20 protein-coding genes and 1 pseudogene are annotated in these 20,909 nt (G+C 44.0%); 3 read left to right on the forward strand and 18 right to left on the reverse strand.

The genetic code is table 11. The annotated features are described in order from the left end of the window. Nucleotides 1-3 precede the first annotated feature (3 nt). The 3 genes from AC0YNZ_RS05385 to AC0YNZ_RS05395 form a co-directional block, all read right to left on the reverse strand. A complete protein-coding gene (locus AC0YNZ_RS05385; protein WP_475825655.1) occupies nt 4-354 on the reverse strand; it encodes a zinc ribbon domain-containing protein in 351 nt (116 codons plus the stop codon). A 364-nt stretch (nt 355-718) separates the two neighbouring features. After that, on the reverse strand, nt 719-850 hold the full coding sequence (locus AC0YNZ_RS05390; protein WP_475825656.1) for a hypothetical protein: 132 nt from the start codon (nt 848-850) through the stop codon (nt 719-721). A 63-nt stretch (nt 851-913) separates the two neighbouring features. Then, nucleotides 914-1,918: an aldo/keto reductase gene (locus tag AC0YNZ_RS05395; protein ID WP_475825657.1), complete on the reverse strand. Its 1,005-nt coding sequence runs from the start codon at nt 1,916-1,918 to the stop codon at nt 914-916. 186 nt (nt 1,919-2,104) lie between these two features. Here AC0YNZ_RS05395 and AC0YNZ_RS05400 point away from each other — a divergent pair, with 186 nt between their 5' ends. Next, entirely contained in the window at nt 2,105-2,911 is an 807-nt protein-coding gene (locus AC0YNZ_RS05400; RefSeq protein WP_475825658.1) for an AraC family transcriptional regulator, read from the forward strand. A 43-nt stretch (nt 2,912-2,954) separates the two neighbouring features. Here AC0YNZ_RS05400 and AC0YNZ_RS05405 read toward each other — a convergent pair whose 3' ends face one another. Together AC0YNZ_RS05405 and AC0YNZ_RS05410 are read right to left on the reverse strand one after the other, a co-directional pair. After that, nucleotides 2,955-3,383, reverse strand: coding sequence for a GNAT family N-acetyltransferase (locus AC0YNZ_RS05405; protein WP_475825659.1), 429 nt, complete (start codon nt 3,381-3,383; stop codon nt 2,955-2,957). 112 nt (nt 3,384-3,495) lie between these two features. Beyond that, the gene (locus AC0YNZ_RS05410; protein WP_475825660.1) at nt 3,496-4,110 is read right to left on the reverse strand and encodes a class I SAM-dependent methyltransferase; all 615 of its coding nucleotides are present in this window, start codon (nt 4,108-4,110) and stop codon (nt 3,496-3,498) included. Nucleotides 4,111-4,299: 189 nt separating this feature from the next. Here AC0YNZ_RS05410 and AC0YNZ_RS05415 point away from each other — a divergent pair, with 189 nt between their 5' ends. Both AC0YNZ_RS05415 and AC0YNZ_RS05420 read left to right on the forward strand, forming a co-directional pair. Next, on the forward strand, nt 4,300-5,136 hold the full coding sequence (locus AC0YNZ_RS05415; RefSeq protein ID WP_475825661.1) for a sugar phosphate isomerase/epimerase family protein: 837 nt from the start codon (nt 4,300-4,302) through the stop codon (nt 5,134-5,136). A 263-nt stretch (nt 5,137-5,399) separates the two neighbouring features. After that, nucleotides 5,400-5,636 (forward strand): YczF family membrane protein, encoded by a 237-nt coding sequence (locus AC0YNZ_RS05420; RefSeq protein ID WP_475825662.1) that lies wholly within the window; start codon nt 5,400-5,402, stop codon nt 5,634-5,636. On the opposite strand, the gene AC0YNZ_RS05425 is transcribed toward AC0YNZ_RS05420, so the two are convergent. The 13 genes and pseudogenes from AC0YNZ_RS05425 to ectA form a co-directional block, all read right to left on the reverse strand. Continuing rightward, nucleotides 5,629-6,732 carry a GerAB/ArcD/ProY family transporter gene (locus AC0YNZ_RS05425; RefSeq protein WP_475825663.1) on the reverse strand — a complete coding sequence of 368 codons (1,104 nt, stop codon included), beginning with the start codon at nt 6,730-6,732 and terminating at the stop codon, nt 5,629-5,631. The two genes, AC0YNZ_RS05420 and AC0YNZ_RS05425, sit on opposite strands and share 8 nt — an antisense overlap. 38 nt (nt 6,733-6,770) lie before the next feature. Further along, nucleotides 6,771-7,979: a Ger(x)C family spore germination protein gene (locus AC0YNZ_RS05430; RefSeq protein WP_475825664.1), complete on the reverse strand. Its 1,209-nt coding sequence runs from the start codon at nt 7,977-7,979 to the stop codon at nt 6,771-6,773. Then, complete coding sequence (locus tag AC0YNZ_RS05435; protein ID WP_475825665.1) at nt 7,969-9,618, reverse strand: spore germination protein; 1,650 nt, start codon at nt 9,616-9,618, stop codon at nt 7,969-7,971. The genes AC0YNZ_RS05430 and AC0YNZ_RS05435 overlap by 11 nt, the downstream gene beginning before the upstream one ends. 239 nt (nt 9,619-9,857) lie before the next feature. Further along, entirely contained in the window at nt 9,858-10,793 is a 936-nt protein-coding gene (locus tag AC0YNZ_RS05440) for a tyrosine-type recombinase/integrase (RefSeq protein WP_475825666.1), read from the reverse strand. Nucleotides 10,794-10,956: 163 nt separating this feature from the next. Continuing rightward, entirely contained in the window at nt 10,957-12,174 is a 1,218-nt protein-coding gene (locus AC0YNZ_RS05445; RefSeq protein WP_475825667.1) for a Ger(x)C family spore germination protein, read from the reverse strand. A 2-nt stretch (nt 12,175-12,176) separates the two neighbouring features. Further along, on the reverse strand, nt 12,177-13,262 hold the full coding sequence (locus AC0YNZ_RS05450) for a spore germination protein (RefSeq protein ID WP_475825668.1): 1,086 nt from the start codon (nt 13,260-13,262) through the stop codon (nt 12,177-12,179). A 25-nt stretch (nt 13,263-13,287) separates the two neighbouring features. Continuing rightward, nucleotides 13,288-14,715 (reverse strand): annotated as a pseudogene (locus AC0YNZ_RS05455) (spore germination protein); the annotation flags it as partial. 309 nt (nt 14,716-15,024) lie between these two features. After that, nucleotides 15,025-16,968 (reverse strand): ATP-dependent DNA helicase, encoded by a 1,944-nt coding sequence (locus AC0YNZ_RS05460; RefSeq protein WP_475825669.1) that lies wholly within the window; start codon nt 16,966-16,968, stop codon nt 15,025-15,027. A 128-nt stretch (nt 16,969-17,096) separates the two neighbouring features. Next, a complete protein-coding gene (locus AC0YNZ_RS05465) occupies nt 17,097-17,618 on the reverse strand; it encodes a DUF2179 domain-containing protein (RefSeq protein ID WP_475825670.1) in 522 nt (173 codons plus the stop codon). A gap of 3 nt (nt 17,619-17,621) precedes the next feature. After that, the gene (gene thpD, locus AC0YNZ_RS05470) at nt 17,622-18,530 is read right to left on the reverse strand and encodes an ectoine hydroxylase (protein ID WP_475825671.1); all 909 of its coding nucleotides are present in this window, start codon (nt 18,528-18,530) and stop codon (nt 17,622-17,624) included. Between the two features lie 24 nt (nt 18,531-18,554). Next, nucleotides 18,555-18,941, reverse strand: a complete 387-nt coding sequence (locus AC0YNZ_RS05475) for an ectoine synthase (protein ID WP_475825672.1) — start codon at nt 18,939-18,941, stop codon at nt 18,555-18,557. A gap of 47 nt (nt 18,942-18,988) precedes the next feature. Continuing rightward, nucleotides 18,989-20,320: a diaminobutyrate--2-oxoglutarate transaminase gene (ectB, locus tag AC0YNZ_RS05480; protein WP_475825673.1), complete on the reverse strand. Its 1,332-nt coding sequence runs from the start codon at nt 20,318-20,320 to the stop codon at nt 18,989-18,991. 22 nt (nt 20,321-20,342) lie between these two features. After that, nucleotides 20,343-20,882 carry a diaminobutyrate acetyltransferase gene (ectA, locus tag AC0YNZ_RS05485; RefSeq protein WP_475825674.1) on the reverse strand — a complete coding sequence of 180 codons (540 nt, stop codon included), beginning with the start codon at nt 20,880-20,882 and terminating at the stop codon, nt 20,343-20,345. Nucleotides 20,883-20,909: the final 27 nt, after the last annotated feature.

Genomic DNA, 20,909 nt, shown 5'->3' on the forward strand with positions numbered 1-20,909 from the left:
CAATCATATACGTTTTAATAGGTTCGGATTATATATCTCAACAAATCCGCAATGCAAGCAAGAAACATATAAATAATGATGGTATTGAATATTTAACACTTTACTTAGTCCCGCACCTGTCATGGCAATTTCATTTATGTCACACTCATCATGCTTACATTTGGGGCATTTATACGCTTTGGCGATAATAGCTTCCGTGTCAAGCTCGTCCAGAGCGATTTCAGATTCTAAAGGAGAGTTATCCTGATCACGAAGGGCTGGCTCCAAATGCTCGGCTAGAACCTCGTGCTTACAAGCCGGACAAACATTTTGATCTAATAGAACCTGGCTGCTGCACCAAGGACATTCAATCATTTTTATCTTCCTTTCTCGCTTTAGTTACACGTACTTTTCCTGTAAATTCTAAAACTTGATTACACTGATTTAAGTAATTCGTTGCTTCGCTATCGTTTCTTTTTCTGTAATACTGATGAAGCACTAAAAAAAAGACAAAACACCCCTACCGGATGCTTTGTCTTCTACATTGGTTAAGAATCCTTCGATCTGTTGGCCATATCGATGATCATTACGATAAGCACGAGTAGTTGAATGAGCAATTCGATACTCATTGCAATCCCTCCCAGCTGCAGGTAATGCTCCTTCGCTGCGGCCTCTCCTCCCGTTTTACCTAACCTAACAAACGTCTCCCGTTACCATACTTATGGTCGAAACTTGCATTTTATGACGGAAAAGCGCACAACGGCGGCAGCGACCCAATAAACAAACTATTTTTCACCGGCAGCAGCGATTGCTCCTGCGTGCTCCTGCAAATCCCTGCCTTGCAGCGCGCCTGCGACTTCATTTCCTGCATTGAAGTTAATCTGCCGCTATCTGCCCATATAAAAAACCCAGGCATAAGTGCCTGGGTTCGATTTTACCATGGAAGATCGCCGATTTGATGCAAAATCGCGTCGATTTCAGTTAATTCCTCAGCCGATAACGGCGCGCCTTCAAGCGCCTTCACATTTTCTTCGATCTGGCTGACGCGGCTGACGCCGATGAGCGCCGAGGTGACTCCGCCCTCACGCAGCACCCACGACAGCGCCATTTGGGACAAGGTTTGTCCTCTTCTGGCTGCCAACGCCTCAAGGCTGCGGAATTTCTGGATACGCTCCGCGGTGATCGCCTCCGGCTTCATCGTGCTGGCGGAAGCTTGGGACTCCGCTTCGATTTTATCCACATATTTATTCGTTAGCTGTCCTCTTCCGAGCGGACAATAGGCAATCGAGCCTACGCCGTTGTCATTCAGCACTTCCTGCAGGCCGTCTTCGATCCAACGATTCAGCATTGAGTAATTCGGCTGATGAATGAGGCATGGCGTCCCAAGCTGCTTCAAAATTTTGAGCGCTGCGCTTGTCTGCTCCGCACTATAATTAGACAAGCCGACATACAATGCTTTGCCTTGTCTGACGGCTTGGTCAAGCGCGCCCATCGTTTCTTCAAGCGGCGTTTCCGGATCTGGACGATGCGAATAAAAAATATCGACGTAATCAAGTCCCATCCGTGTTAAGCTCCGATCCAGGCTCGAAAGCAAATTTTTGCGGGAGCCCCATTCGCCGTACGGCCCTTCCCACATATAATAGCCTGCTTTTGTCGAAATAAGCAGCTCATCCCGGTACGGCGTCAAATCCTTCTTGTACACCGCTCCGAACGTTTCCTCAGCAGAGCCTGCGGGAGGTCCGTAATTGTTCGCCAGGTCAAAATGATTAATGCCAAGATCGAACGCTTTTAAAATCATTGCACGAGAATTTTCCAGCGGCTGATTGCCGCCAAAGTTTTGCCATAAGCCAAGTGAGATGGCCGGCAGCTTGATACCGCTCTTTCCTGAGCGAATATACTTCATATCGGAATATCGGTTTTGATCAGCAACGTAAGGCATTTGTCAGTATTCCCCTTTTGCAATATCGGATTGATTCATCGCTGGAAGCATGCTATTATGATTTCTGCCATCCATGAACACTTTCAAAGTATAGCTTATCAGCTCAAATAATTGGAATGTCCACAAGCAAGTTTTATATGGCATAATGTAATATACCAACGGACTGATAGCAGGAGCTGAACATAGATGTGTGAGCGTTATGAACTGATTTATTATTATCATGGCAAACAATATTGCGTGCCAGGCTATAATTGGGGCCCCGGGGTTAAGGATCATTATAAAATACTGTTTATCCACGAGGGCAAAGGCAGCTATCATATTAATGGCTGTACGTATGCGCTCAAAAAAGGGCAAGGCTTCATGGTGTTTCCGGACACGATTTGCCAGATGAAAGCCGATGAGCACGAGCCTTGGGTTTATTCGTGGATCGCCTTCCAAGGCAACAGCGTCGATCGTCTGCTTGCACAAGTTAACTTAAGCAAATCAAGCCCTCATTTTCAATTTGCGCCGGCAGGCTGGTTTGATCCTTGGTTGGATCAGTTTAAAGACGCCCAATCGCTCGAGAAAAATAGCGGACTTATCGTTCACAGCCTACTGTACCGCCTCATTGCGGAATGGATCGACATGCTGACCGCCCCCAATCAAACCGGTTATTTGCCCAAGGCTAAGGAGCTATATGTTAGCAAAGCGATCGAATATATAAAAATGAACTACTACAACAAAGTGAGCATATCCGAGCTGGCCAAGCTGATTGGAATTGACCGGATTTATTTATCTTCTTTATTCAAAGAGGTCGAGCAGCTTTCGCCGCAAATGTATTTATTGCATTATCGGATGGATAAAGCCTGCGATTTGATGAACAATCAACAGTTGTCTATCTCGGACATTTCCCATTCCGTCGGTTATACCGATCCGCTGCTCTTCTCGAAAATGTTCAAAAAAATAAAGGGCGTATCCCCCTCCCACTACCGAAAAAAATCGTCTAACGGTTAAAAAAAGAGCCTGCATGCCGCAGGCTCCTTTCCGCATATTTTATTTAATGTGATAAATCTTTAACCATCTTAACATGAGGAATGTTCTCCTCCATAAATACGTCTGATGCTATTTCATAGCCTTGTTTCTCATAGAAAGCAGCTGCCTGCACCTGTCCGTGCAGCTTCGCTTTCGACATCCCTTTCTCAAGCGCGATCGCCTCCAGCTCATCCATGATCGCTTTGCCAAGGCGGTGCTTGCGATGTGTGGCCAGCACGCAGATCCGCTCCAGCTTCGCCATATCATCAACGATCCTGACTCTGCCGGTTCCGACCGGTTCGTTCCCATAATAAACAAGCACATGGCTGGCGATATCCTCGAACTCATCCAGCTCCGCTTCCTCCGCTACGCCCTGCTCCTTCACAAAAACCGCTTTTCGAATTCGGAAAGCTTCATCCAGCTGCTCTTCTGTCGTTATACGTTTCGTTTCCATGCTTCCCTTTCCCTCCATAGCAATTTCCCTAAATGCTGCGCACGGGCAGCCCATACGCTTTATTATAAGGTTAATTGCCTGAAAGCAAAAGCTGACGGTTTCTAGTTTCATTTTACTGTTCAGTCTTGTTCAATCCGGTATCAAAAAAGTTCATTGGCTCCTTCTTCCTGCAAACGTACACAAACGCAGGAGGAACATTCAACGGCACAAATTTAATTTCCTCCAAATGAAAATGATAGCTAAATTGTTTTTTCATTTGCTGCGAATACTGAAAGGCGATAAACAAACCATTCTCTTTTAAGGTGGCAGTTATTTGTTCGATCAGCTTATCTCTAAGCGTTTGGGGAAAGTTAAAAAACGGAAGACCGCTTATAATGCAGTCCAGCTGTTCGATACCTTCCTCATACACGGCCGCTTGAAGCTCCGTCGTATTCTGATAGCACGAAAAATTCGGAAATTCAACTTTTAGCGTTTTTAACATAGACGGATCCTTCTCGAAAAGCAAAACCTTCGTATTACGCTGGGCAGCCGTTCGAATATGTTTCGTTATTGCTCCCGTTCCCGCCCCAAGCTCCGCTATATAGTTAACCTCATGCCAGGGCACACTCTCGACCATCTTTTGCGCCAAATATTTAGAGCTTGGCGTCACGCTTCCGATTTGTCCCGGCTTATAAAAAAAATGATACAGAAATAGTAATTTCTCCTGGATCGCTCTTTTTAACCCCATCGTCGACCAGCACTCCCTTGCTTCTTGTTTCTCATGATGATAAGCAATAATTCTTGCACTGCATGAAGCCTTATTGGACAACAATCGCCAACAAGAGGAATGATAAGCCAAAAGCGATACTTTTTTTCGGCTCGTTAAATGCTATGCTATTGATGAGTTTAATCATTATATTAAGAGGCGGGATGAATAGTGTCATACCTATCTATAAGCACATGGAGCTTGCATCGAATACTGGGTCCTCTACGCTGGACGGTGTGGGATCCGGAAACCGGCAGCCATCAGACAAGGGAACAGGAACAGCCGCAAATTGTGACACTGCTTGAGCTGCCTGCCGAAGCAGCTGAAAGAGGCTACCAAGCGATCGAAGTATGTCATTTTCATTTTCCGTCAACAGAACCGGCTTATTTAGAGCAGCTTCGCAGCTCTTTTCACGCGGCTGGCGTCAAATTCGACACGCTGCTTCTCGATTACGGCGATTTAACGGCAGGCGATGAAACAAAAAGACTGGCAGACCTTTCTCTGGTCCGTGAATGGATAGCAATTGCGTCTCTATGCGGCGCTAAGCAAATTCGTGTCATTGCCGGCGAAGCTGCGCCCACCGATGAGAATGCGCTTCAAATTTCGGCTGCATCCATGGCTGAACTCGCGAACTATGCTGCTTCCAAAGGCGTTCACGTCATTACGGAAAATTTCAAATCTCTTACCTCTACAGCCGAGAGCAGCCTCAAGCTGCTTGCTAAAGCCGGTAAGGAAGTAGGGTTTATAACCGATTTCGGCAATTATCACAGTGCGGGAAAAATAACGGAAATTGGTGCGACAGCCCATCTGAGTGTATCGGTTCATGTGAAGCCTACCTATGATGCGGCTGGATTTCCCGACAAAGAGGAGCTTATTTCCTACCTGAACAAGGTGCAGGAAGTAGGCTACAACGGCGCCTATGTTCTCATTTATGATGGTCCAGGGGATATGTGGGAAGGGCTTGAACGAGTTAAAAGCATTGTAGAGCCGTTCACAGCGACAACGTGATGAAAGAAGCAAGCTAGTTGCTGATCGGGCTCACTAATGACAAAAAAGCTGTTGACAGATACCCCTCGTATCCGTCAACAGCTTTTTATATTTATCATGGCCATTTTGCGAACGTATTGTTTACATAATTATAATTACGTTATTACATTCGGAAAGCACTTAGCGAATCGGATGAGGGAGGTACACTTTTAGATAAGCAAATACATAGAAGATTGCTTTTTGACTAATCCTATATATACCTCATGATAAAAAAGGAGAAACATATGAAAGTATTAGGAATATCTATATTCATTCTTCTTTTAACCATTTCACTTAGCTTATTGCTGGACCTTATTGTTGGCTTAAAGCTCTCTCAAGCATTGCTCCATTTGCTAAACCCGTTTTGGGTAATAGAAACTGGAGAATATGTAATGTTAGGATTTTTTCTATTGCTTACAATTGGCCAACAAATCGTAATCATCATAAAAAATAAAGCTTACAAAAAAAATGGTTCTAATTAGCTTTCTTCCGGAAACGGTTACGGATCAGGGCAACAATCAGCATGAACAATGGAATAATCATGAACAATGGAATCACAAAGTAATAGGTTGCTGCTTCCAACCATTCTTCAAAATGTTCTGTATAATTGGAGGCAATTATCATTGATAAGTAAATGAGAATACCTCCGACTGGTAAAAGGATTTGTTGATGATTTTTTAATTTGAACAAATCCACCATACCGATTACGGCACCATACAAAAAAATAGAAGCTTTGAAAAAAACGGTAATTAGCATAGTAAAAACAACAATGGCATCCAGCCGTTGGATAAACTCGAAAAGGTTGACCTTTCCGATCGTTGATAACAAAGGAAAAGTAGATCTTTCCACTTCTTCGACACTAAGAACGGCAATATTTAAAGCCGATGTATAACTTAATACTATTCCGCTTGAAATTAAGGCAGACAGCCAAACTCTTTTCACTAATTCAGGCCGATTTAAGTAGGGAAGCAGCATGGTGAAAACAAACATTTCTGCAAATGGAAATGAGATAATTACAGGAAAGGCTGTCGATACGATTGGTTTCCATCCATGTTCAAGAAATGGCTGCAAATTTTGAGAATCAATATTACCTGAAACAAGAACAAACAAATTTCCTGCTGCCCCAAACAGGATCAATGTGACCATAAATACTTCTGCAGTTCTCCCTAATACTTCAATCCCAAGATAAAGTACATAACAAATCGCAAGAACTAATAGTATATTGAGAGCCAACAAAGGTGTTTTGGGCATGGTCGACGAAAGCAGCAAATCCCCAAACTCACGAACATTCCTGGCAGAAATGTATAAAAAAAATAGAATATACAATAAACCAATGATCCACCCCAAGTATTTACCGAATATCTTTCTAACAATACCGGTCAACGGCAGGCTGGAATATTGACGAAATAAACAATAGTAAATGGAAAATAAAACTATCCCCCCGCCCATTCCTAATAAAATGGCCAACCAGGAGTCTTTTTTGGCACCTATTCCATAACTCACGACCAGTGCGGTTCCCAGGTCAAACAAAAACATCATCGCAAATAATTGAATGACGCTAATCTTGGCTTTCTCCATCGTCTCAAAACCTCTCTTCGTTATAACTTGGTGTTCCCTTATTTGATATACGGTTTCGTCCGCAATCCTGTCCGCCGAATAAACACTTGTACGTTGACGTTGACTTCTGATTCGGGAAAGATTTCATCATCCCATGTATTCTTTATTTTCTTCCACAATTTTGGGTCCTCACGGTTGACATATTCGCCAAATCGAAAAATATCGCTTTTTTGCTCTTTGGCTGCGTCTACGGCCATCATGATTTCCTCTTTTATTTCTTTCTCTATCTGTTTCTGAAGTTTTTCAATGGTTTCACGTTTACTGAGATCGATCGGACAGTGAGCTTCTGAGATATGACCTTCCGATCGAATTGTGAGATGAAAAACGGGTTTTTTGTTATTCATTTCCACTTTAATTTTCGTTTTAGAGCGCATTATGTCAAAGGCAATCCCCTGGTTCTTCTTTTCACAATTAAGATTCACAATCGTTTTTTTCAATTCGTTATTAATCCATGTAGCACCGCGTGCCTCGTCTTCATCTAACCATTTAATAAGTTTACCCTTTTTAAAAATGGCAAGCCCTTTTATCTCTATCGCTGTTTTAGACGATATTTGTTGAACGTTTGTCAAACTGTTCCCTTTTTCCGGGTTGCCGATAATCTGAACTCCCGTTATATTTGACACATCTCCACTTAATTGTTGAATGACTTGATCAGCGCGGGTGCTTGCATACTCACCCCACATTTTTTTTGTAGTTTCTAAGCTGCCAGTAATATTGGCAGAAGGAACGGTCTCTAAAGATGTAGTGATTTGGAGAGCATTCCTTGCTGTATCATCTCTTACTATTAAAATGGGAAACATAGTACGAAATTGGGAATCACGTTCAAGCCAATCAAACAAATCTTGAATCCCTTTTTTTCTCGCCAACTCCTCCCCTATCACCATTAATTGGACATGAGGGAAAAAAAGATCATTAGGTGTCTTTGACGTAATTTTTCGGAGTGCCTCCGATACGGTGCTTCCTGTATTCGAAAAGGTCGTAACAGGAGCCGCTTCTGCTTTTCCTCCTTGCCCTCGCGCAGCACCTATTTGTCCTACATTTACAATTTGAACCGTAACGCGATATCTGTTTTTCACATCATCCCGGCCCTCATCAATGCCGATAGCACTTACGAGGTCAAGGTCTTGCAATTCGGCACGATCCCAACAGCCTGACAGCAATACAGTAGATAGAAGCATAAAAACAATGATGATTGGTCTATATTTCATTGGAGTCCCTCTTTGATTCGATATCCGGTGTTTGATTTTCTCTCGGTAACGGCCCCCGGTTCTGAATATTCCCTGTCCTCTTGATTTTCGTTTGATTGATTAATCGCGGACGTGTTGACAAATACGGTTTTGGTATACGCATAATGGTATCTTTCCAATCAGCAATAATAAGCGGGGCAAAGGGTGCCAAATACGGGATACCAAAGGAGCGTACACTGCAAGTGTGTGCCACTAATACAATGACTCCGAGTCCAATTCCGTACAGACCAAAAGAAGCTGCCAATATCATCATTACGAATCGAAGTATACGCGTCGCATCCATTAGGGAATGATGGGGCATTGTAAAACTGGCGATTGCCGTCCCGGCTACCACAATGACCATGGAACTTGAAACAATTCCTGCCGCAACAGCTGCCTCTCCCAATACAAGCGCACCAACAATCGAAACCGCCTGACCAATCGGACGCGGCATCCGAACACCGGCTTCTCGCAAAATCTCAAATGTAATCTCCATTAACAAAGCCTCTATAAATACCGGAAACGGAGCTCCCTGGCGCTGGGCCATCAGACTTACTAATAAAGAGGTTGGAATCAATTCCGGGTGAAAGGTAATAAATGCAATGAACAGCGCCGGTCCAAAAAGTGAAATTAGAAATGAAACAAATCGCAGAAGTCTCAAAAAGCTGGCAACATGCCAAGACAAGTAATAATCTTCCGCCGTTTGATGAAACTGATTCCATGTTGCTGGTACAATTAAAGGAATCGGTGTCCCGTCAACAAATATCGAGACACGTCCTTCCATTAAATTTCCAGCCACAACATCCGGTCGTTCTGTTGTAAGCATAGTTGGCCAAGGTGTCCATATGTCGTCAGTAATCCATTCTTCAATCGTATTGGAACCAGTAATCTCATCTACTTCAATTTTACCCAGTCGCTCTTTGACTTCCGTAAGAAGCTTGTCATTGACAATCCCTTTTACATACATAATGGCCACATCTGTTTGTGAGATCTTCCCCAGCTTCATGGTTTCAAGCCACAGATTAGGGCTTTTAATTCTACGGCGAACCATGGCTGTATTTGTTATAAGTGACTCAACAAAGCTTTCTTTAGGCCCACGGACAGCGGGTTCTATCGTTGGTTCTGTAATGGCTCTTAATTCCCCGCCTTGTGCCGCACAGCTAAGGGCTTGATTCAAGCCATCGATCAGAAGAATCGTTTGTCCAGATATGAGTAAGTGCAGCATCTTGTTCCAATCCGTTATGTTCTCAACTTTCCCAACTGTTAAAATATTTTCCTTAATGTATGTAAATAATTGGATCGATGATTCCAGCTCAACACTTTCAGTATTGTCATCATAACCCATTAGTCTTTCTATAATAAAATTACCAATAATCTGTTTATCAGCTAACCCATTTATATAAACAATCGCAACTTTATGCAGGGGTGGTTTTCCCCCCATTATAAATTCACGTATGAATAAATCGCTGCTGTTTCCAAAAGCTTCTTTAATATTTGTAAGGTTTCCATCTAAGTGTTCACTGAATTCCTGTTTGTTTGCGTATATTTCTGTTTCCTCATACTGTAGTGTCTGCTTTCTTTTTTTTTGCGTTTTTGTTAACCGCTTCCATGCATTGTTCATTTTCTTATAACACTCCAAGTGTATAGTGTCATCGAAAGAAGCGTTCGATGTATTACCTATCTGTTTAGCATATCTATTTTCCAGTTTTTTATACGATTCAGATATCCACAAGAAAGAAGCCAGAGCGAAATATCTCACTCTGGCTTCTTGGTTACTTACTTCCTTACATCTCCGATTTCTCCATAATGAATATATGGCAAACCATTACGTTTTAATTTGTTTACATAATTATAATTACGTTAATTCTTTTGGAATTTCAGAGGAATCTTACTTGAAATATTGTTCATCGCATGCCGAAGCTGCTTATTGTCGATATGCGTATAAATTTGCGTCGTTTCGATGCTCGCATGTCCGAGCAGCTCCTGCAATGTCCGAATGTCTGTGCCGCTGCGAATTTGCATCGTCGCGAATGAATGGCGAAGCTTATGGCTTGACAGCCGTTTATCCGCAAGTGCCGGCATCGTTTCCTTTAGCTGCTTAATCGTATCGTCGGCCACGGTCTGAATCATCCGAATCGACAGCCTGCGTCCGAATTGCGATACAAAAAACGGCTGCTCCTTATTCTGCCTGGATTCCTTGCGTTCTGCGAGCGCTTCATTCAAAACGCTTTGTATGGCGTCCGGCAGCGGAACGACGCGCCACTTGCGCCCTTTGCCTAATATGTGAATCGAACCGTCCTGGCGAAAGTCCTGCACGTTCATCCGGTGTACCTCCCCCACGCGGAGTCCGGCATACGCCATCAATAGGACGATGGCCACATTACGGAGATAATATTTGCCCTTGATCGTATGAAGCAGCGCCTCCAGCTCATTTTCTTCTAAATAAACCGGGATGCGGTTTTTCTCCTGCTTTGACTTCGCAATTAGCGCTGCAGGATTCGCTTCCAAATGCTCCATCTCAATCATCGCCTTAAAAAATGAACGCAAGGATGACAGCTTTCGATTGCGTGCTTCATCCCCTGCTCCCTTCTCGCGGCACACGGCCATATAACGCATAATATCCATTTTCGCAATATGCTTCGTTTCCTTCGGATGCATAGTCTGGAGAAAATCACTTACGTCGCTTATGTAGGCTTGATGCGTAGACTTGGTCATCCCTTTATTTTTCATCCAAATGGAAAAGAGCTCTATTTCGATTCCATAGCAATCCGTCACCTCATATTGTCTCTTTCGCAAGGCAAATCCTCCATCAAAATCGCTTCTATGTACTCTATTTATATGATAACTACTCTAGTATCATAGCTGAAAAACCGATATAAATGCAAACTGCGTGAAATATGTATTTCACGCAGTTTTTTTGAAGCGAAAATCCGCCCATTTTCGTATAAAAACGACCGGTTTAACGGGACTGCTTCGCACCTGTATCTGTAATGGTAAGCTTTACGCTATAGGTGATTGGAACTTCACTAAAAACATTATCCCAATTCTTCTTTACCTTCTGCCACATCTTAGGGTGTTCAATGCTTAATCGGGTGCCGAAGCCGACGACGTCGGTTTTATATTCTTTTTGTATTTTATTCAATCCTAGCTCTATTACTCTCTTGACCTCTTTCTCCGCTGCTTGCTCAGCTCTCTTCTTTAAATCAGCTTGGATTGGTTCGTTTAAGTTGATCCATTCTTCGATCAAACGCCCTTCGGATTGTATGTTTACATGAAATTTTATTTTATCGCCATCCACATAAGAATGGATTTTACTTTTCATGGATTTCAGTTCGTATGTCATGACCTGCTTTGTCTTTTCTTCATAGCCTTTGACGACTCCCCCTTTACCGTTTCCGCTTAGCCATGTTACGCCTAACAACTCCTCTTCTGATAACCGTCCCCTAAATTTTTGTGTTTTACCTTTAATAACCGCTGCTCCTGAAAACTTTACTTCACCGTCAGCAGCAATAATATTTTGCAGCAAGTAACTGGATTTGCCGTTCATTTTAGCTTCAAGCTTTATCAGCGACATGGACGGCAATATTTTTAATGACCGGTAGCGGTTATCGACCATACCAATAATGCGAAAGGAAGGAATAATCGAATTCCCTTTTGCCTCCAGCACTTTTCTCGACAAGCCGCTGCTCATAAAGACGAGACAATTGGGCCGTATATCGTTATCCCTTAAAATGAAATCGAGCAGATTATTCATATTGTTACGTCGTGCCAGCTCTTCATTAATGACGATGATTTTCAGGTGATGACCAATAACAGGACGCTCCATACGAATAGAAAATTCTCTAATCATTTCAAAGAGAGAATCTCCCGTGACAGAAACATTTAAATAAGGCTTGGCGTTTATATTACTTTTGGTATCTCCGCTCTTTGCTTCCGATTGTTTATCAACGATTTGCACGGTATATGTCATCAAGTTTTTTTTCCTGTAGTTTGATCCTAATTTGTCCAATTTAGCTTCTAAAGCCGTTTCATTCGCCATATCCAGTCCCATGCCCACATAAATACTTTGATCTTCAATCTCATCTTTGCTCCAGCAACCCGTTTGGACGAGCAGCGCAAGAAGGCAAAGACAAGTTAGAAACCAACGACCTCGGTTAATAATGAGGTATACCATCATCCTTAGCTCCTTTTCTTCCATTTCGTCAGCAACAATAGGAAAGGTACTATAACGAATAAATAAATTGCAATGTTGCCAAGAAAATCTCCGTATGCAAATAAAACCGTTGTATTTTGTGGAAGTGTTGCAATGATAAAAACAATCGGCATCAGGATGTACAGGCATTTACTCATAGTTATATTGAAAACCTGTGATACTCCAAGGGAAGCTGCGTAAAAAGCAATCGAATAGGTTGAAAAAATTTGCATGATCCAAATGACCAGCAATAAAGATTCGAAGCGTTCAAAGATCAAGCCGGAAAGTTCGAAGCTCCGGACGAGATCCAGCGTCGGCCATGTTCTATTCAGAACACCATCCAAGGATAAGCATCCTATAACGATGACAACGGTTAGAAGATATAGACATAGCGGGATCGCGATCCCATAAATAACCGCTTTAACCGATTTATTAGGTTCATTCATAAAAGCAGTCAGTACGAGTATGATTTCAAAACCGGTAAAGGATAACGAAGTTGCTTTCACGCCTGCTAAAACAGGCATAATCCCTTGTCCCAATACAGGCCGCAGATTGTCCAGCTCAAAAATTTTTAATGCCATTAACATCACTAACAAATAGATGACAATCGTTATTGGAAGGATGATCTCAAACAAACGTGCGATCGCATTAATGCCGCCAGTCATCAAATAGTGACTTACCCACATAAATACCATGAAGATTGCCCACGTCGGAGTGCCTTCAAGTAAGAAAAAAGTTGTTACATCAGCCAGAGCACGAACCTGAAACGCAGCTGTCATAAAAAAATAAATAACAAACGCGATACCGATGACTCCTCCGATCCATTTTCCAAGGAGGTCCTGGCTATACTGAAATAAAGTTCGGCCTACATGCCATTTGGATAACACTGCCATGATCACGCCTGCCGCAATCGCAATTACTCCTCCAATCAGCACGGATATCCATACATCTGGTGTCCCTACCTCTGTCCCGGACGCTCTCGGCAACGTCAGAATTCCTGAACCGAGCATAAAATTCGATACGATAACAGCTGTTTGGACGGTGGTAATTCGATCCTTCGTGCTATTTGTCATGATGAGCCTTCTTTCAACGCCATATTTATTTCGTTTTTCTCCTCTGATTTTTTGTATGCATCATTTCAGGTCTTCGTTTCATCATGAAAATAGGCATTCGAGCAAACAAATCCTTCCAATCGCTAACACGAAAAGGAACCGCCGGGCTCGCGTAGGGTACCCCAAAGCTTTTCAGCTTGACAATATGCGTGCATAACAATAAGAAAAACAACACAACGCCGAACAACCCGAAAACAGCAGCGCAGAACATCGTAACAAAACGCAGCATACGTAATGCGATCCCTGCACTATATTGCGGAATTGCAAAGGAGGATATCGCCGTTACAGCAACAACAATAACAAGAATCGGACTTACGATACCCGCTTGGACCGCCGCTTCGCCGATGATCAAACCGCCAACAATGCCCATTGCCGGACCGATAGGCTTGGGTAGACGAAGTCCCGCTTCCCGTAATATCTCAATGGCTACCTCCATAATTAAAGCTTCTACGAGCGAAGAAAAAGGAACGCCAACTCTAGCGCCTACAATGGTAATAGCCAGCTTGGTTGGAATTAAGCCTGGGTGGAACGATATGAAGGAAATATACATGGCTGGTGTCAATAATGCGACTAATGCAGCGAAAAATCGCAATATTCTAAGCAAAGAGCCCGCCAGCCAACGCTCGTAGTAATCCTCAGGCGATTGCAGCAGCATGCTAAAGGTAACAGGAGCGATTAAGGCGAACGGCGTACCGTCGAGCAGAATGGCGACCCGCCCTTCCATCAATGCGCTGATTACTCGATCAGGTCTTTCCGTGCTCTGAATCTGCGGGAATGGACTTAAAAAATTGTCCTCTATTAATTGCTCGACATACCCCGATTCCGGCAAATTATCGATATCGATTTTGCTGACTCTCCGCCTAACCTCTTCGACTAAATCCGGATCGGCTACATCTTTAATGTAAGCAATTATCAGCTCCTTCTTGGCTCTTGCGCCGACCTGCATACTCATAAATGCTAAGCTGGCGTTTTCACCATGTCTGCGCAGAAGAGCTGTATTGTCTGACAAGGTCTCCACAAAACCCGCCCTCGGACCTCTAACCAGCGCTTCGGATATCGGTTCTTCTATGCTTCTTGATTTATTTTTTGCTGTGTTGATCATAAAGGCTTCCGGGAGGCCATCGATGATTAGCGCCGTAGTACCGATTAACACCTTCGGTATCAGCTCATCTATATCATTCGTTTCCGATATATGACTTACGGATAATACTTGATTCTTGATATACGATTTTGTAAGGGACAGGTCTTGGTCACGCAAGGACATTAATGTCCGTAAAATATGTTGATCGATAAGCTCGTGATCAGCCAAGCAATTCACAAACACAATAGCTGCCGCTACGCCCTTGCTACCAATTGAAAACTCACGAATCATGACATCCGAGTGGTCCATCATTTGTTCACGAATGACAGCAAGCTTCTCAAACATATTTTCATGCACCGGGATCACTCATCCCCGGTTTGACGAAACCTGTTAGTTACATAAGAAATAAGGAGAGGAATCAAGAAGCAAATCAAAGCCTGCAGATAAACGGACCATTCAGGAATGTGGATGATATCGCGGTATAACAAAGGCCATCTGCTCCTTTTCTCACTAAGCTTTGTCGAATTACGACCATTTTTGCCGTAAAAAGAAGGTTATAAACCACTATAATTGCAATTACGATGAAATAAAAAAAGAAGAAGGGGATCCCTTCTTCTGGCATTATCTTTTTATTCACTTTTATTAACAATAACTAAGCGATACGCCTTTCGGCAGTACGCTCCCAACCTGTTCCCGCACATAGCTGTCATTCATTTTTTCGCCGAAAATAACGATATTTCCGCTATCCTCCCGAGTTCGAATCAAACGCCCGATTCCTTGTCTGAGACGAAGCAGCATGTAAGGCATGTCCACCTGCTCAAAGGGTGATTCCGCATCATTCCGTCTCGCCGCGAATAAAGGATCGTTCGGCGGAAACGGCAGCTCCCACATGATGACCTGCGAGAGAGACGGCCCTGGAATATCCAAACCTTCCCAGAGCGTTACCGCGCATAAAATACTTGCCTCATCATGTTGAAACTGCTCAATCAGGTAGCTAATTTCACTTGAGCCCTCATACAAGAAGGTATAGGCCGATGAATCAGCATGCTTATCCGATTCCGCCTTAAATTGCTCTAATTGCTCCATGGACGGGAATAAAATAAGCGTTCTACCGCCTGACTGCTTTAGCAACCGGTAGGCTTCCTCCACCTTATCGTTTAACCCCATTAAATGATTAACCTTTGGGATTGCCACCGTCATTTGCTGCTCATAGTCATAAGGAGATGGCACCGAAAAGGACAAAGAGCTTTCCATTCCTAAAATATCCATCATATAATCGAACGAGCCGCCTACCGATAACGTCGCGGAGGAAAATACGATTGGCATTTTACGGGAAAATACCTGCTCCTTCAGCACTTCCTTCACCCATTTCGGCATAATAACGAGTGAGATTCCTTCCTTGTCCTGCGACACCCAGCTAATGGGCTTGTCTTCTTTCTTGAATAAGGAAAGCGCAAATTGTATCATTTCCAAATGCTCTTCGACAATTTTCAGCTGATACGTATCTATCGTATATAAGCCGCTTTCAAATACGAGCTCTTCTTCAATAACCGACAGCGTATCCTGCAAACGGTTAATTTCGCGCATGAGCTCAACGCTCCAAATGATTTCCTTACGGTCCGAGGCCGGTACCTTCTTACTATGCTTGTTCATCATTTTAAACAAATATTCGCTTTGAGTAATGGCATCCTCTACGGCTACAGCAAGCGATTCGCGAATCTCCTCTTGCAGCAGGCGCGTAACGATTCCTTCAAATACAGCATGATTCAGCTTATACGTCAAAGCTTGCTGTGCTGCTGTTTCAAGCAAGTGGCCCTCGTCGAAGACGACCGAGCTATGCTCTGGCAGCAGAGGCAGCTGACCTTCGCGCTTTCTAGCCTCATAAGTCCAAATATGCTCCATATAGAAATCATGGGAGCATATGATGACATCTGCCGCTTTGCGGTAATGGTCGCGTGACAGCGTTTGGCCGCAGCGGTGTCTGACATCACACACCAAGCAGTCCTGGAATACATCCCAGCCTATCTCATTCCACTGCTCGTCATTTAAGCTCGGATAGTCCTTGCGATTTCCGTACGGATGGAAACTTTGCATCGAATCCGGCCTATTCACGAAGCTGGGGAGATCGCGATAAATGTTATCGAACAACTCTGCATCATCTTGCCCTGCTCTGGCATCGTCCAGCTTATTCAAACAAATATATTGATCTGCAGATTTCCCCAATCTGGCATCGATCGTTAAATCCAAGTGTCGGGCTAGCTTCGCGATATCGCCTTCGGGCTTCACAAGTTGTTCGATTAACGATTCATCAGCACATGCAATAATGGCCGGCTTTCTCGTATAACGTGCATAGCTGATCGCATAAAGCAGGTATACGAATGTCTTGCCAGTACCCACACCCGCTTCGGCAAAAATGGTTTGTTTGTCCGCATAGGCTCGTTCCAATTGAAAGGCCATATAAATTTGTTCGTCTCTAATTTCAAAGCCGGCCTCAGGCAGCTTCTCATAAAAAACATCGGCAATCCAATCGCTCGCCTGCTGGATAAAGGGCTGTTTCGGGTCAAAATCAAACGGATATTTATTCACGGGTTGCTGGCCTCCATATAATAGGCACAAACGGCTGCGTGCAAGCACGCAGCCGTTTGTGAAAATCATCTCCTAAGCATACATTCTAATATACCATTAGAACTTATGTTTAGTCAAATAAAATGGAGCTACCTCTCGATCATTTTCGTCCAGAAGCCGCCTTTGAATTGTCTTGGTTCATGGGAAATGACGAACGCCCGCGGCGCTTCTGCCGCTATGCTGTCCATAAGCTTTTTCTCATTGCTTCGTTTGACGAGTACTTGCATGACCAAGCGTTTGCCTTCACGGCCATCCGCAGCCCATGACGTCACGCCATAGCCGTAGCTTCTAAGCTTGTCCGGGAGCTTGGTTTCAACAGAATTGACGATAACCTGCACGACGGAATAGCCAAGCGCCATATATTCCTCGATCCGGCTCCCCAGATAGACACCAGCACCGAAGCCAAGGCAATAAGCAGCCATATTAACCGGATTGGACAGATTCTGCAGAACCAGGTTCAAGCCTGCCAAATAAATAAAAACCTCGAGCATCGCAAGGAGGGAAGCCGCGCCTCTCCTTCCCTTTATCGAAAAGATCAGGCGCAGCGTAAACAAAGACACATAAGCGATATTAATGCCGATGATCGACCCGACTAGGAGCAGCATGCTCATTGCCTACTCTCGTGAAGCGATGTAACGAGGCCGAGGCTTCTGACCGGAGTAAGGCTGCTGCAGTTTATTTTCCGTACTATTATAAACGAGAAATACATTGCTTCGCGGATCTGGCGTAATGTTGCTATTAGAGCCGTGCATCGTATTACAATCAAACAAAACGATGGACCCGGCTTTTCCGGTAATCGTATGAATTCCGCCCTCCTTGTTCAGCATTTCCAGACTATGCGGATCAGGAACGCCGTATTCTTGACGACGAAGTGATTGCTTGAAATGATTGTCGGGCGTCTTCCCTATGCAGGAAATAAATTTCTTGTGGGAGCCGGGAATGACCATCAAAGGCCCGTTATGCTGAAAGTTATCCTCGAGCGCGATGGAGCAGCTGAATGCCCGCATGGAAGGCATCCCATCCTCCACATGCCAGGTCTCGAAATCCGAGTGCCAATAAAATTCTTTCCCCGTAAAGCCTGGTTTGAAATTAATGCGGGATTGATGAATATAAGAATCGGAGCCAAGCAAATAATTTGCGATTGCTACGAGCTTTGGATGAGCAGCCAGCTGCTTGAACTTTTCATTATTGTCATGAACAGCGAAGACCGACCGCACTTCTCTGCTCTCCGGTTCCAAAATGACGTGCTCCGCTTCTTGCTCGCGATATATCTTATTTAGTCTTTTCAACTCCGTTCGCCATTCGGATAATTCCATCTCAGAGAAAAATCGTTCCAAAACCAAGAAGCCGTTTTTCTCGTAAAAATCGGATTGCTCCTTGCTCAGAGGACTTTTCTCGGTCCATTCCGAATAGAGTACGTCATCCTCGCGCTTCATCACAACAGGCTTTTCCTTGATTCTGGAAGGATACTTATCCTCTAGGCCTTGTTTTACCATGTTCTCATCTCTCATGATTCGATTCATAGCAATCACTCCTCGTAAATTAGCTTAGTTGGCTTCTACTATAGGATAAACACCGTCTGCATCATGCACCTCATCGCCCGTTAACGGAGGATTGAACACACAAATCATTCTCATTTGACTATTGGCTCGAAGCAGATGCTTCTCATGACCATTAAGCGCATACAGCGTTCCTTCTTTTATCTTGCAGGTGTCGCCTCCGACAACTTCTATTTCTCCATCGCCTTCCACACAATACACGGCTTCTACATGATTACGATACCAAATAAGCGTTTCTGTTCCTTCTTTAATCAGCGTGTCATGCATAGAGAAGCCCATACCATCCTTCTTGAGCAGCAGCCTTCGGGAATTCCATGTTTGCGTATCAATATCATCCTTCGTTCGAATAACATCATCCAAATGTTTTACAATCATTTTCTGTCACCGCCCTATTCAATATGCCGAAATGATTAATTGCTGCATTAAACGTTCACTTCTACCTTATCCGCTATCGTCTTGGCTTTGCTTCGCGCTTCACTTTCTATTACCTTCTGCAACGCTTGCTCAATGACTGCGAGCCCCTGCTTCAATACTTCGTCCTCAATCGTTAAAGGCGGCATTAGCTTGGCTACTTCGTCGAACGGTCCCGAGGTTTCCATGATCAGGCCGTTTCGGAATGCTTCTTTACATACTTTCGAAGCCATCTCCGGCTCTCGGAAGCTCATCCCTTGTATAAATCCCGTACCTTTAATTTCGCTTATCCATTCCGGATAGTCCGCCGCCTGCTTACTCAGACAAGTATAGATGACGTCGGACTTTCGCTTGATGTCCTTTTGAAACTCATCCGATTCCCAATATCGGAGCGCTTCGGCAGCAGCCACAAAGCCTAGATTATTACCGCGGAACGTTCCATTATGCTCACCCGGATTCCAGATATCATGCTCTGGCTTAATTAACGTGAGCGCAAGCGGAAGCCCGTAGCCGCCAATGGATTTCGACAAACATACAATATCCGGTTTTATCCCCGACTCCTCAAAGCTGAAAAATGTTCCCGTTCGGCCGCAGCCCATCTGTACGTCATCGACAATGAGAAGCATTTGATGCTTTCGGCAAATTCGTTCCACATTCTGCAGCCATGACGAGCAAGCGCTGTTAAGTCCGCCTTCACCCTGCAAAGTTTCCAAAATTACCGCTGCTGGATAATCGATTCCGCTTCCGGGATCATCAAGCAGTTTCTCCAGCATCGCAGATGTATCGATCGAATCTCCAAAATATCCGTCAAATGGCATAAAGGTCGTACCGCTTAAAGACAAGCCCGCGCCTTTTCGCTTAAACCGATTGCCCGTTGCAGACAGGGATCCTTGCGTCATGCCATGAAACGCATTCGTAAAACAAATGATATTCGTTCTACCCGTCACTTTACGTGCCGTTTTCATTGCGCTTTCCACCGAGTTTGTACCCGTCGGGCCTGGAAACATCACCTTATACTGTAGTCCGCGCGGTTCCAGAATCGTCTTATTAAATGTTATGAGAAAATTTTCTTTCGCTTTGGTAGCCATATCCAAGCTGTGAGTGACCCCGTCCTCCAGCAAATATTCAATGAGTTTTGTCCGAATGCGGGAATCATTATGCCCATAATTCAATGCTCCTGCCCCTGCAAAAAAATCGATGTAGCTTTTACCGTTAACATCCCGCATTATTGCATTGCTTGCCGTAGTAAATACAGTTTGAAAGCTGCGGCAGTAGCTTCGCACCTCGGATTCCATTTGATTAAACACATTCAAATGATCTTTTCCCTCTTGTATTTGATCCATTGTAAAACCTCCCTGTTTGAAGTTAGAGTCTAACAGCCCTTGCTCGATCTCTAAGCGGACCGATTCGAAACAACAGCTCAGGTTCATGGTTTATCCCATCTGGAAAAAGGCATGGCCCGTAATGCTCAACTATTTTACATTCGGTTTCCTCTATCCCGGCTAGCCCCGTAAATAGTCTCATGGAAGGAGTATTACGAGGTCCCACAGTCGCTTCGACATACCGTATTGGCTGCTTATTTCCCTTACGATTCAATAGCTCCTGCAGCATGGCTTTGGCAATACCCCGTCCTCTTGTCTGCTCATTAACGGCAACCTGCCAAACAAAAAGGGTATCTGGCTGATCGGGCCGCCGATAGGCAGACATAAAGCCAACAATCTCAGTGCCCTTGCAAGCGACAGCACAAGTCTCTTTAAAAATATCGCAAAGCATGATATAGCAGTAAGACGAATTCAAATCTAACACACCTGATTTCTTAATGAGATGCCAAACGGCTGAACCGTCACTCTCGGATGTTGCACGTACTTGAATGTCATCAGTCGCAGTAGTCTTTATCCTTCTCACCTCCTTGGCAGCAGCTCCCATTTAAAC

The organism is Paenibacillus sp. J2L1-98 (assembly GCF_056269405.1).